The 12,651-nt window shown below is 66.8% G+C and carries 9 protein-coding genes; 3 read left to right on the top strand and 6 right to left on the bottom strand.

The annotated features are described in order from the left end of the window. The first annotated feature begins 336 nt into the window (after nt 1-336). Together SAZ01S_RS13770 and SAZ01S_RS13765 are read left to right on the top strand one after the other, a co-directional pair. Entirely contained in the window at nt 337-1,113 is a 777-nt protein-coding gene (locus SAZ01S_RS13770) for a polysaccharide deacetylase family protein (RefSeq protein ID WP_084582844.1), read from the top strand. Then, nucleotides 1,113-2,282, top strand: a complete 1,170-nt coding sequence (locus tag SAZ01S_RS13765; RefSeq protein ID WP_084582843.1) for a glycosyltransferase — start codon at nt 1,113-1,115, stop codon at nt 2,280-2,282. The genes SAZ01S_RS13770 and SAZ01S_RS13765 overlap by 1 nt, the downstream gene beginning before the upstream one ends. Nucleotides 2,283-2,356: 74 nt before the next feature. On the opposite strand, the gene SAZ01S_RS13760 is transcribed toward SAZ01S_RS13765, so the two are convergent. Both SAZ01S_RS13760 and SAZ01S_RS13755 read right to left on the bottom strand, forming a co-directional pair. Then, the gene (locus SAZ01S_RS13760) at nt 2,357-3,517 is read right to left on the bottom strand and encodes a serine hydrolase domain-containing protein (protein WP_218018080.1); all 1,161 of its coding nucleotides are present in this window, start codon (nt 3,515-3,517) and stop codon (nt 2,357-2,359) included. 167 nt (nt 3,518-3,684) lie between these two features. Further along, nucleotides 3,685-4,896, bottom strand: coding sequence for a histidine-type phosphatase (locus SAZ01S_RS13755; protein ID WP_084582842.1), 1,212 nt, complete (start codon nt 4,894-4,896; stop codon nt 3,685-3,687). Nucleotides 4,897-5,125: 229 nt separating this feature from the next. On the opposite strand from SAZ01S_RS13755, the gene SAZ01S_RS13750 reads away from it, so the two are divergent. Then, nucleotides 5,126-7,897, top strand: a complete 2,772-nt coding sequence (locus SAZ01S_RS13750) for a TonB-dependent receptor (protein ID WP_084582841.1) — start codon at nt 5,126-5,128, stop codon at nt 7,895-7,897. A gap of 284 nt (nt 7,898-8,181) precedes the next feature. On the opposite strand, the gene SAZ01S_RS13745 is transcribed toward SAZ01S_RS13750, so the two are convergent. From SAZ01S_RS13745 to SAZ01S_RS13725, 4 genes are all read right to left on the bottom strand, one after another. Further along, nucleotides 8,182-8,901: a 3'(2'),5'-bisphosphate nucleotidase CysQ gene (locus SAZ01S_RS13745; RefSeq protein WP_084582859.1), complete on the bottom strand. Its 720-nt coding sequence runs from the start codon at nt 8,899-8,901 to the stop codon at nt 8,182-8,184. After that, nucleotides 8,898-10,811, bottom strand: coding sequence for a sulfate adenylyltransferase subunit CysN (gene cysN, locus SAZ01S_RS13740; RefSeq protein WP_084582840.1), 1,914 nt, complete (start codon nt 10,809-10,811; stop codon nt 8,898-8,900). The genes SAZ01S_RS13745 and cysN overlap by 4 nt, the downstream gene beginning before the upstream one ends. A gap of 253 nt (nt 10,812-11,064) precedes the next feature. Further along, entirely contained in the window at nt 11,065-11,985 is a 921-nt protein-coding gene (cysD, locus tag SAZ01S_RS13730) for a sulfate adenylyltransferase subunit CysD (RefSeq protein ID WP_084582858.1), read from the bottom strand. A 119-nt stretch (nt 11,986-12,104) separates the two neighbouring features. Further along, a partial coding sequence (locus SAZ01S_RS13725; protein WP_139810079.1) for a UDP binding domain-containing protein occupies nt 12,105-12,651 on the bottom strand: 547 nt, incomplete at its 5' end.

Raw genomic sequence — 12,651 nt, 5'->3', positions numbered from 1 at the left:
CCGCTGCCGCAGGCAGTGGGAAGGAGAGGGGGCGATTTGCGTGGCGCAAATCGCGCGGCGCTTCGCGCCGCTCACCCTCTCCAAGCTTCGCTAGCCGCTGAAGCGGCAAGCTACGCTATCCTCCCCCGTCAAGGGGGAGGAGGATCCGGCGGGGGAGGATATGGCGTCAACTGGCTGGTCCGCGCGGCGGAAACATGGCAGTCTTACTGTGGCTCACTGCCGGCCGTGTCGTTTAATCCTTAGCGTTCCGTACGTTAGAAAAAGACGAAATTCGGCCTGCTTGCCGCCTCGTTCCGGCGGTCTATATCGCTCGCACCTGCAGCAAAGAACGATGGGATGACCGAAGCTACCCGCCCCGAACGGCCCAAAGGCCCCAGCCTGCTCGCATCGATCCATGATGTCGGGCCCCGCTCCGAGGGCGCGGTCGACCAGCTTTCCGAGCTGTTCCTGAAGCATATCGGCGCACCCCGCTATGCGATGCTGGTAGTGCCGGATCACTGGGGCTCGGCGCCGCTGGTGCCCGGCAGTCCCTTTGCCACGCGGCTGCGCGCCTGGGCAGACTCGGGCATCGAGATGTTCCTGCACGGCTGGTTCCACAAGGACGTCTCCGAGCACGCCTCGGCCAGCGCGCGCTTCAAGGCCAAGCACATGACCGCAGGCGAGGGCGAGTTTCTCGGGCTCGATTATGCCACCGCGCGCGACCGCATGGCGCGGGGCCGGGCGCTGGTGGAGGACATTATCGGCCGCCCGGTCACCGGCTTCATCGCACCCGCCTGGCTCTATGGCGACGGCGCGCGCGAAGCGTTGCGCGACCTGGACTTCGCGCTCGCCGAGGATCATTTCCGTGTCTGGGCACCCCAGCAGCAGGATCGTGTGCTCGCCAAGGGCCCGGTGATCACCTGGGCCAGCCGCAGCAAGAGCCGGATCGCCTCGTCGCTGGCGGTGGCGGCGCTCGCCCGTACGCTGCTGCCGCGCCGCCCGGCGATGCGGCTCGGCGTGCATCCGGGGGATGTCACCGTACCGGCGCTGCTGACGAGCATCGACAAGACGCTTGGTGCGCTCACCAAGGGCGGCCGCTTCGGCCAATATCGCGAACTGCTGGAGACGCATTGATGCGCATCCTCGACGTCTGCGCCTTTTACAGCCCCTATGGCGGCGGCGTGAAAACCTATGTCCGTCGCAAGATGGAGCTGGGCGCCCAGCTGGGCCATGAGATCATCATCCTTGCGCCGGGCGAGCGCGAGGAGATCCTCGAGGAGCGCGACGGCGCGATCCTCGCGACGATCCCCGCGCCGCTGCTGCCGCTCGACCGGCGCTATCGCTATTTCGACGACGAGCCCGCGCTCCACGCCGCGCTGGATCGCTGGCGGCCCGATTTCGTCGAGGCCTCGTCGCCGTGGCGCAGCGCCTCGATGGTCGCCCGCTGGCAGGGCTCGGCGCCGCGCGCGCTGGTGATGCATGCCGATCCGCTCGCCGCCTATGCCTATCGCTGGTTCGGCACGATCGCCAACCGCGAGACGATCGACAAGGGCTTCTCCTCCTTCTGGCAGCATCTGCGCCGCCTGGATGACGGCTTCGACCAGGTGGTCACCGCCGGTCGAGACCTTGCCCGGCGGCTGACCGACGGCGGCCTGACCAAGGTGGTGACGATCCCGATGGGCGTCGAGCCCGGCTATTTCAGCCCGAACCTGCGCGACGAGTCGCTGCGCGCCGAGCTGCTGGCGAGCTGCGGGCTGCAGCCCGAATCGACGCTGCTGATCGGCGTCGGCCGGCTCGCGGCGGAAAAGCGCTGGCCGATGGTGATCGAGGCGGCCGAGGCGGCGGCGGGGCGGCACCCGATGGGGCTGATCCTGATCGGCACCGGCACCGCGCGCTCCAAGGTGATCGCAGCGATCGGCCGCAACCCGCATGCCCAGCTGTTCGAACCGACCAGCAACCGCGAGCAGCTGGCGCGCGTCCTCGCCAGCTCGGACGCGCTGGTCCATGGCTGCGAGGCGGAGACCTTCTGCATGGTCGCGGCCGAGGCGCGGGCGAGCGGCCTGCCGCTGATCGTGCCGGACCAGGGCGGCGCAGCCGACCAGTTCGTCGAGGGGCAGGGGATGCTGTACCGCGCGGCCGATCCGGTGTCCTTGCGCGATGCGCTGACCCATTTTGTCGAGACCACCCCGATGTTCCACCGCATGCGCGCCACCGCCGATGCGCCGGGCACGCGGACGATGGACCAGCATTTCGAGGAGCTGTTCGCCAGCTACCAGGCCATGGCCTATTCGCGCGCGGCGTGAGGGCAGGCGCCGCTAAGATCGCGGGGACATCACGCGAAGCCTCCCCGTGAGGAGAGCGCCGAATGCCGAGGCGCTCAGCTACCGGCGGCGTTGAAGCCATACTCCCAGCGGTAGGGAACTCCGGTCTCTCCTAAAGCGGCACGCACCAGCGCTGGAAAGGCGCGCTCGATCCGGACGTCGTTTCCGAGGATCAGCACGCATCGGCGGCCACGTTCAAGACAGACCAGCGTGTTCGCCGTCACATCATTGTGGCCGCCCTTGAGCCAACCGGCGCCCTGTGGCCCCTTGAAGGCGATAACGCCCAACGCCGCTCTGGCGTTCGTTCGTTCGCTCGGGGGAGCGTCATTCTGCAGCGTCGGGAACTGTGTCTTCGCGGTGATGACCTGCGTTCCGCGCGCGAATTCTGCCCGCCATGCCTTGGGCAATCCGTAGCTTCGCACCATCGCGGCGGCCATTTGCGCGAGATCGGTGATCGTCGTGTCCATCGATCCGGCTGCGCGGACCCGGCTGCGATCATCGTGACGCTCGCTCTTGCCGCTCTCGTCCCAGCCGTCCGCGAGGTTGGTGCCGAAGCTGTCCCGCCAGATCAGGGATGTCCGCCGCAACCCGAGCGGCTGGAAGAAGCGGCGTTGCAGTTCGTCTTCCACGCTCAGGCCCAGGCCCTTTTCGATCCCGAACTGAAGGAGAGAAATGCCCTCGCCGGAGTAGGAATAGCGGCTGCCCGGCTCGAAGTGAAAGCGCAGCTTCCCATCCGGTTCAAGCGAAGCGAAGTTGGCGAATCCCGTGGCGTGATTGAGGACATGCCGTGGGGTTACCCGCTTCCACCGGTCGTCGCCCGCCAAGTCTCCCCAGGCGCCGTACGCATCGAGATTCCCGTACGCAGGGAGTGGCTGCGGCAGCATGGCCGCAATCGGCCGATCGAGATCCAACTTCTTCTCGGCTGCCAGTTGCGTGACGAAATACCCAAAGATCGCTTTGGTCAACGAGGCCCCATACATGATCGTGTCTGCAGTCAGCGGGTCGCCTTTGACGTTCCGGACGCCATATGCCCGAACATATACCACCTTGCCGTCGTTGATTAGCGCCACGGCGACGCCTTTTGCTCCGGTCTTGGCCATAGCGGCCCGAACGGCTCCATCGATATTGGGAGCGGCGGCGGGGTGCGCCTGTGCTGTTTCGCAGCCGAGTAGCGTTAAGAGCGCAGCAAGCGCCAGGCGGCACAGTATGTGCATCATCCCCCCTTTTCTCCTGCAGCTACAAAGCAGCTAGCCGACGCGCCAACACTGGCCGAACTGCCAAGCTACCACAATAGAGTGACAGCTATATCCTGGCATTCCTGGGATGTTCTACTGAGCCGTGGAAGGCACACTGTACTTGAAGCACCGCATTGCGCCATCGCGGCCTACCCCCGCGCGGGCGCCGTCGCCTCCGCCAGCCGCTTCAGGAAACGCGGCAGCGCACAGCGGTGCTCGGCACCCTCGTCGCAGCCCGGCAGCCGCAGCGGCGTCCACACGGCGCGATCACGGGCTGCGCGCATGTCCGCTGCGCTCTGGCTGCGATACCAGAGCCGGACCGCCTGGCCGCCGCCCGGCGCCCGAACCAACGCGATGGCGATCCCGCCGCCGGGCGCCGGATCGTCCTTGGCGAAGCCCGGCGCCTGCACCGAAACGTCCAGCACCGCGGCGAGCGCGGCGACATTGGTGTCATGGCCGATCAGCAGGTCGAGCTTGGGCGCGTCCGATGCCGTCAGATCGCGGGTAAGTCGGTCGACCGTGGGGGCCATCTGGAAGGCGGCCATATAGGGCGGGCGGCTGTACACGTCGAACAGCGCACCGTGGACGGCGCCCATCGCCTCCAGCCGTGCGGGCGTGGCACGGCCCCAGCCGACCTGCGCCATCGGCATGCCCTCCAGATACTGGAGCATCAGGACCTGCGCGGTGCCCGAGGCGGCGCGGATCGCGCCGGTGAAGTCGATGCCGTGCCCGTCGGCGCTCGCGCGCACGGCCGACGGATCCACCGGGCTGCACGGCGCCTCGGGGCAGGCCAGCACCTGCTCCAGCAGCGCGAGACCGGCGGCATGGCGGCGGGTGAGGGCTTCGGCGCCGCCGGTGTAGCGGACAATCGATTCCACCGCGCGGTTCGCGTCGAACCTAGCCGGGTGCGCGCCGAGCGGCTCGAAGATCGGATCGTTGGTGCCTTCGGGCTTGTGACCGACGCTAATCGCGCAGCCCGGCGCGAAGCCCGCCGCATAGGCCTCGCCGCTGGCGATCGTGCGCGGCGAACTGTTGGTCCAGAGCCGCAGCGTGGCAGGGTCGGGGCAGCCGTCCGCGACGACCAGTCCGGCGGCGGCGAACCAGCGACGGTCCGCCCGGGCGAGCGCGCGGAGCGCCTCGGCGCCGTGCGGCGTCACCTGCTCGGCCGGCGCGCTCCAGCGCGGCCAGGGCTGGCCGGTCCGGGTCGCTGGCGGCACCTCGCCATCGAGCGGCGATCGCACGCCGTGGCGCATCAGCAGCACGACCCGCTCGATCCGTGACGAGGGTTGCGGACGGGCTTCGGCGATCAGGGGCGCGAGCAGGGCGGCGGCCGCGCAGGCGGCGAGGCGAAGGTCGATCATGCCTCCGCCTAGCCTCGGCGCATGAAGCTCCTGTGACGAAAAAACATACCAATTTGACGATTGGTATTATCCGAACGAATTGCGCAGCTTATGCTGCGTCGCAGCAATTGTGTCACGATTTCGCATCACGATCGCAACCAAAGTTACCCTTTGTTGCAGCGCGTCGTCCCTAGGAGCGGCGGCGCCAGCGGGGAGCTTGCTGGGCCAATTCGACAAGAGGGACATACCAATGGGACACTGGAACAAGCGCATCGCGCTGCTTCTGGGCGGGGGCACGGTTGCACTGATCGCGCACAGCAACGCCGTTGCCGCGACGCCGCGCGAGGACGCCGTCGCAGCGTCCGTCGCCGATACCGACGAGCAGACGCGCGAGCCGGAGGCGATCGTCGTCACCGGGCAGCGTGCCGCGATCAAGGCGGCGCAGGAAGAGCAGGTCAAGAACCGCTCGCTCGTCACCATCGTGTCGGGGGAGGAACTGCGCGCGCAGCCCCAGCAGAACCTCGCCGATCTGCTCACCCGCCTGCCGGGCCTCAGCGCGTCGGTGGACCAGAGCTATAACGCGGCCGCTACCGGCGAATCGCAATATGTCACGATCCGCGGCCTCGACAGCACCTACAACGCCTATCAGTTCGACGGCGTGCGCCTGGCGCAAACCGACCAGAACAACCGCGCCATCTCGATGAACGTGCTGTCGCCCTTCTCGCTGGCGCAAGTGCGGGTCGACAAGGCGCCGACCGCGTCGCAGGACGGCGACGCGCTGGCCGGCGTGATCGATTTCCGCCCGGCTACCGCGTTCGACCTGCCCGAACATTATGTGAAGATCCGCCTGCAGGGCCAGATCGCCGGCCGCGCCGTCGCCCGCGACCAGGATCCGTGGGGCGGTGCCGCGCAGATCGAGACCGCGCAACGCTTCGGCAATCTCGGCGTCTATGCCTCGGCCTATTACGGCAAGAAGAAGGTCTACAGCGAGTCCGTCGCGCTGCATAAGGACTATGTGCTGTACCAGAACAATGGCGGCAAGCAGCGCGACAACCTCAACAACCTGATGCCGCGCGGCGTCGAATGGAACGTGTTCCAGAACGACATCGAGCGGTTCGGCGGCACGCTCAACCTCGACTGGAAGAGCGACAATCTCGATCTCTATTCGCACACCACCTATGGCGAATATCGGCTGAAGAGCTGGATGGACCAGGTGGCGATCCGCCAGGTCGATCTGTCGTCCGGCCAGATCAATCCCAATCCCGGCGGCAAGGGCATGTACGACGCGCAAGGCTATGCCGCGATCTACGGCACCGGCGCCAGCAACTATTTCCGCACCGAGCACAGCAACCAGCAGATGGTGGTCTCCAAGCTGGGCGGCGAGGCGCGAATGGGCGACCATCTGACGCTCGACTTCTACGGCGCCTATTCGCGCGGCAAGACGAGCTATCCGTTCCGCCTGCAGGCGAAGTTCCAGACGCCCGCCTATATCGGCCCGAACGCCACCGGTCCCGCAACCTTCCGCCTCGTCACCCAGGCGGCCGACCGCATCAACCCGCAGGTCGTGCTCGACAGCACTGCGGCGGCCTATCTGAACAATCTGGCGAACTACAAGGAAACCTATTCGATCGTGCAGTTCGAGCACGCCACGGATTCCAAGGGCGAAGGCGGCTTCGACGCCACCTACAAGCTCGCCGAGCGCGGCCTGAGCTCGATCCAGGCGGGCGCCAAGTATGAATCGTCGGATCGCGATTCGAATCACATCGATGAATCGCTCGAATATGATTTCACCAGCGGCGTCATTCCGACGCTCGACAAGGTCGCCGGCAGCCGGGTGAACGACTTCATGCGCGGCGGCGCGCAGGTGCCGATCGTTATCCCCGACCACAATTTCATCGAAGGCCAGGCACGCCAGCTGTCGCTGAGCCAACTCGCCACGGTGAATCCGACTGTGTTGCAGCAGAACCTGCTCCAGGGCACCGAGCAGCGCGCCAGCGGCTATCTGCTTGCCACGCTGGATTTCGGCAATCTCTCGGTGATCCCGGGCGTGCGCTTCGAGCATAACCGCTTCCGTGCCACCTATTGGGCGCAGGACGGTGACACCGGCGGTTTCGCGACCAGCAGCAAGTCCTATGACGAATGGCTGCCCAGCCTGATCGCGTCGTATCGTCCGGACGAAGCGACCGTGTATCGGTTCGCGGTGCGCAAGAGCTATACGCGTCCGCCCTTCGCCCTGCTGCTCGGGCCGACGCAGAAGAACTATGACACCCAGATCGTCAACGGGGTGGCGGTGAAGCGGCTGACCTCGATCACCGTTTCCAACCCGAACCTGCGGGCGACGACGGCGTGGAACGTCGATGCGTCGTTCGAGAAAAAGGGGGCGGGCAGCGACCTGTTCTCGATCGCGGCCTATTACAAGCGCCTGAACAACGTGATGTTCTCGACCTCGACCGACACGACGATCCTGCCGGCGGACCAGGGGCTGGTCGGTCCCGACGGTGTGACGATCAACATGCTCGACACCAGCGGCAAGGGCAGCGTGTACGGCGCCGAAGCCTTTGCCCGGTTCAGCCCGAAGGGCCTGCCGGGGCTGCTCGACGGTCTGGGCGTGCAGGGCAGCGTGACGGTGCAGCATGCCGAGTCGACCATCAAGGTGACCAGCACGCAGCGGGCAACCCGCCGGATGCCGAACGCGCCCGAACTGATGTTCAACGCCGGCCTGTTCTACAACCATGGCGCCATCGCCGCGGCGGTGGATTACACCTATAGCGGCAAGAAGCTGATCGACGTGCGCGATCCGCAGCCGGATACCTATCTGCAGCCGACGTCGAACATGAACGCGTCGATCAACTACAGCTTCCACAACGGGCTCACCGCCGGCGTATCGGTGCAGAACGTGCTCGACAGCCACGCCTATTGGGCGACCTATGGCTCGGGGAAGGGGCTGCTCTCGGTCGACCGCTCGGGCGGCTATATCGAGGCCGGCCGCACCTACATGCTGAACCTGTCTTACGCCTTCTAAAAGAAGGGCCGGTCCGCTGAGGGAGGAAGCGGACCGGCCACGATGCGCAAGCAGTTCTCTTTCGAATTGAAAACAAGTCGGCGCCCCGCTGGGGGATCGGTCGCGGTGCGCCGACTTGTTCCAAAATGGCTGCGCCCTGTGTCAGAGCAGGGCTGGCCGGTACGCGGATACTGGCGAAGGGAGCGAGGGGGAGACGCTGCCGTTCGCGTGCCCTTCAGATAGCCCTAAGCCCCCACGCCGGACATTCGGGACGAGTCCGATCCGGGTTTACCCGTAACGCTTCCTCAACGGTTGCAGTCGGCCACCGCCTCCAGCACCGGCGCTGCCCATTCGCGACGGCAGATCAGCAGATCGGGCACGCTCGTGCTCGGCTGATTGTAGACGATCGGGCTGCCGTCGATGCGCGAGGCGTGCAGCCCCGCCGCCAGCGCTACCGCTACCGGCGCACAATTATCCCACTGATGCTGACCACCGGAATGGAGGTAGATCTCCGCTTCGCCGCGGACCACCGCCATCGCCTTCGCGCCGGCCGAGCCCATGCCGACATGCACCGCGCCGATCGTGCTGCCCACCTCGGCGCAGAGCTGGCTGGCACGCGTCCGGCTGACCAGCATGCGCGGCGGGTGCTGGGCGGGCGGCAGCGGGGGCGGGGTGTCGCTGGCGAGCGTCACGCCCAGCCGGGGCAGCGCAACCGCACCCACCGCCGGCGCGCCGTCGATCGCGAGCGCGACATGCACCGCCCAGTCCTCGCGGCGCTCGGCGAATTCCCGGGTGCCGTCGAGCGGGTCGACGATCCAGACGCGGCTGCGGCCAAGCCGGACGGGATCGTCGGCGGATTCCTCGGACAGGATGGCATCGTCGGGCCGGGCGGCACGGAGGCGATCGAGGATCAGTGCATTGGCCTCCGCATCCCCGCGCGCGCCGCCGGCGCACTCCTGCTGGATCCGCAGCAGCAGCGTGCCGGCTTCCTCGGCGATCGCATGGGCGAGCTGGGCGTCGTTCACAGCATCGGGCTCCACACGCCCATGATCGCCTCAACGATCTGCTCGGCGGCTTCTTCGGGGGTAGTGCGGGTGGTGTCGATGCGGATCTCGGGCGCGAGTGGCGGCTCGTAGGGGCTGGAGATGCCGGTGAAGTTGGCGATCTCGCCGGCCCGGGCCTTTTTGTAGAGGCCCTTCACGTCGCGGCGCTCCGCCACGTCGATCGGCGTGTCGACGAAGATCTCGAAGAACTCGCCCTCCGGCAGCAGCGAGCGCACCATCGCGCGCTCGGCGCGGAAGGGCGAGATGAAGGCGGTGAGCACGATCAGGCCGGCATCGGTCATCAGCTTGGCAACCTCGCCGATCCGACGGATATTTTCCACCCGATCCTGATCGCTGAAACCCAGGTCGCGGTTGAGCCCGTGGCGGATATTGTCGCCGTCGAGCAGGAAGCTGTGCTTGCCGAGCGCGTGGAGCTTCTTCTCGACCAGATTGGCGATGGTCGATTTGCCCGAGCCGGACAGGCCGGTGAACCAGAGCAGGCGTGGCTGCTGGCCCTTTTGCTGGGCATGCGCCTCACGCGTGATCTCCACCGCCTGCCAGTGGACGTTCTGCGCGCGGCGCAGCGCGAAATCGAGCATGCCAGCGCCGACGGTGGCGTTGGTCAGCTTGTCGATCAGGATGAAACCGCCGAGATCATGGCTTTCGGCATAGGGTTCGAACACCAGCGGACGATCGGTCACCAACTCGGCGACGCCGATGTCGTTGAGCGCGAGCGTCTTGGCAGGCATGCGCGCCATGGTGTTGACGTCGATCGCATGTTCGGGCGCGCGGATGACGGCGCTGACCATCTGGGTGCCGAGCTTGAGCCAATACGCACGGCCGGGCAGCAGTTCGGCCGGGTCCATCCAGACGAGAGTGGCCTTGAACTGGTCGGCGGCCTGCGGCGGCGAGTCCGCTGCGGCGATCACGTCGCCGCGCGAGCAGTCGACTTCGTCGGCAAGCGTGAGGGTGATCGATTCGCCCGCGACCGCCACATCCTTGTCGCCGCCCATCGCGACGATGCGGGCGACGGTGCTCGTGCGGCCGGACGGCAGAATGCGGACGGGATCGCCCGGCCGGACGGTGCCGCTGGCGATCATCCCGGCAAAGCCGCGAAAGTCGAGATTCGGCCGGTTGACCCATTGCACCGGCATGCGGAACGGCTTGATGCGATCGATCTCGGCATCGACCTCGACCCTTTCGATATGGTCGAGCAGCACCGGGCCGGTGAACCAGGGCATCGCGTCGCTGCGCGTCGTGACATTGTCGCCCCGGAAGCCCGAGATCGGGATCGCGGTAAAATGCTGGATGCCGATCGACTGGGCGAAATCGGCATAGTCGTCGATGATCCGCTCGAAGGCATCCTGATCATAGTCGACCAGGTCCATCTTGTTCACCGCCACCACCAGATGCCGGATGCCGAGCAGATGGGCGAGAAAGCTGTGCCGCTTGGTCTGGGTCAGCACGCCCTTGCGGGCATCGATCAGGATGACGGCGAGGTCGGCGGTCGAGGCACCGGTGACCATGTTGCGGGTATACTGCTCGTGGCCGGGCGTGTCGGCGACGATGAACTTGCGCTTCTCGGTCGCGAAGAAGCGATAGGCGACATCGATGGTGATGCCCTGCTCGCGCTCGGCGGCGAGCCCGTCGACCAGCAGCGCGAAGTCGATCGCCTGGCCCTGGGTGCCGACGCGCTTTGAGTCGTTCTCCAGCGCGGAAAGCTGGTCCTCGAAGATCTGCTTCGAATCGTAGAGCAGCCGGCCGATCAGCGTCGACTTGCCGTCGTCGACCGAACCGCAGGTGAGGAAGCGCAGCAGTGACTTGTGCTGGTGCAGCTCGAGATAGGCGGAGATGTCGGAAGCGATCAGCGCGTCGGGGCGGTAGGCGGTCATTGTAGCACCTGCTTCCTCTCCCCTTGCGGGATGGGGTTCGGGAAAGGCGATCGGGCGAGCTGCGCGATCCCCTCCCCCTTCGCGGGGGAGGGAGGGGCCCGCCGCGCAGCGGTGGGAGGGAGAGGGCGCGCGCGAAGACGCGCGTCCTGCGCGCCTCGCATCGCCCGAACGGGCATCGAGCCCGTCCGGCCGAACCCCTCTCCCCGGCCCTCCCCCGCAAGGGGGGAGGGAGTCAGGTGCGCCTGCGCCGCCATCAGAAATACCCCTCCTGCTTCTTCTTCTCCATGCTCGCGGCCTGGTCGTGGTCGATCGCGCGGCCCTGGCGCTCACTGGTGGTGGTGAGCAGCATTTCCTGGATCACGCTTTCCAGCGTGTCGGCGGTGCTCTCCACCGCACCGGTTAGCGGGTAGCAGCCGAGGGTGCGGAAGCGGATCGAACGCTCGACCGGGACTTCGCCGGGGTGCAGGCGGAAGCGCTCGTCATCGACCATCAGCAGCATGCCGTCGCGCTCCACCGTCGGGCGGGGGGCGGCGAAATAGAGGGGCACGATCTCTATGTTCTCAGCCAGGATATATTGCCAGATGTCGAGCTCGGTCCAGTTGGAGAGGGGGAAGACGCGAATGCTCTCGCCCTTGGCCTTGCGGGCATTGTAGAGCCGCCACAGCTCGGGGCGCTGGTTCTTCGGGTCCCAGCGGTGGCTGGCGGTGCGGAAGCTGAAGATGCGCTCCTTGGCGCGGCTCTTCTCCTCGTCGCGCCGCGCGCCGCCGAACGCTGCGTCGAAGCCGTACTTGTCGAGCGCCTGCTTCAGCCCTTCGGTCTTCCACAGGTCGGTGTGGAGACCGCCATGGTCGAACGGATTGATCCCGCGCGCCTTGGCTTCCGGGTTCTGGTGGACGAGCAGTTCCATGCCCGCCGCGGCCGCCGCGCGCTCGCGCAGTTCGTACATCGCCTTGAACTTCCAGGTCGTGTCGACATGGAGCAGCGGGAAGGGCGGGGACGCCGGATAGAAGGCCTTGCGCGCAAGGTGCAGCATCACCGCGCTGTCCTTGCCGATCGAATAGAGCATCACCGGCCGCTCGGCCTCGGCGACGACTTCGCGCAGGATGTGGATGCTCTCGGCCTCGAGCCGCTGGAGATGGGTCAGCGGAGCGGGCGACGCGGGTACGGAATCCATGGTGCTCGTTTGCAGCATGAAGGGGCATGTAAAAAGCCCCGCAGGCCAGCGCGATCTAGTAAATGTTTAGCGCGGCATACCCGCCCCCGGCCATCCTGCGGCCGGGGGCAGGCAGCGGATCAGTCGCGGCTCGGCTTGCCGACGCCGGTGTACTGCAGGCCTGCGCGCTCGAGCTCGGCGGGCGGATAGATATTGCGCAGGTCGACGAGGATCGGGGCGTTGAGGCTGTTCTTGATGCGGACGAGGTCGAGCGCGCGGAACGCGTCCCACTCGGTCACGATCACCAGCGCGTCGGCACCCTCGGCCGCCGCATAGGGATTGGCGACGAATTCGACGTCGGTGAGCAGCTTGGCAGCCTGCTCGACGCCCTCGGGGTCATAGGCCTTCACGGTGGCGCCGGCATCCTGCAGCGCGGCGATGATCGACAGGCTGGGCGCGTCGCGCATGTCGTCGGTATTCGGCTTGAAGGTCAGGCCGAGGATGCCGACGGTCTTGCCGCGGACGTCGCCGCCCATCGCCTTGATGACCTTGCGACCCATCGCGCGCTTGCGGGCATCGTTCACCTGCACCGTCGCCTCGACGATGCGCAGCGGCGTCTCGTTGTCCGCCGCGGTCTTCATCAGCGCCAGCGTGTCCTTGGGGAAGCACGAGCCGCCATAGCCGGGG

Origin of the sequence: Sphingomonas azotifigens NBRC 15497 (assembly GCF_002091475.1) — a bacterium.
GTDB classification, from domain to species: Bacteria; Pseudomonadota; Alphaproteobacteria; order Sphingomonadales; family Sphingomonadaceae; genus Sphingomonas; species Sphingomonas azotifigens.
The sequence above is the reverse complement of the archived record's forward strand: the minus strand, read 5'-3'. Positions and strand labels throughout refer to the sequence as shown.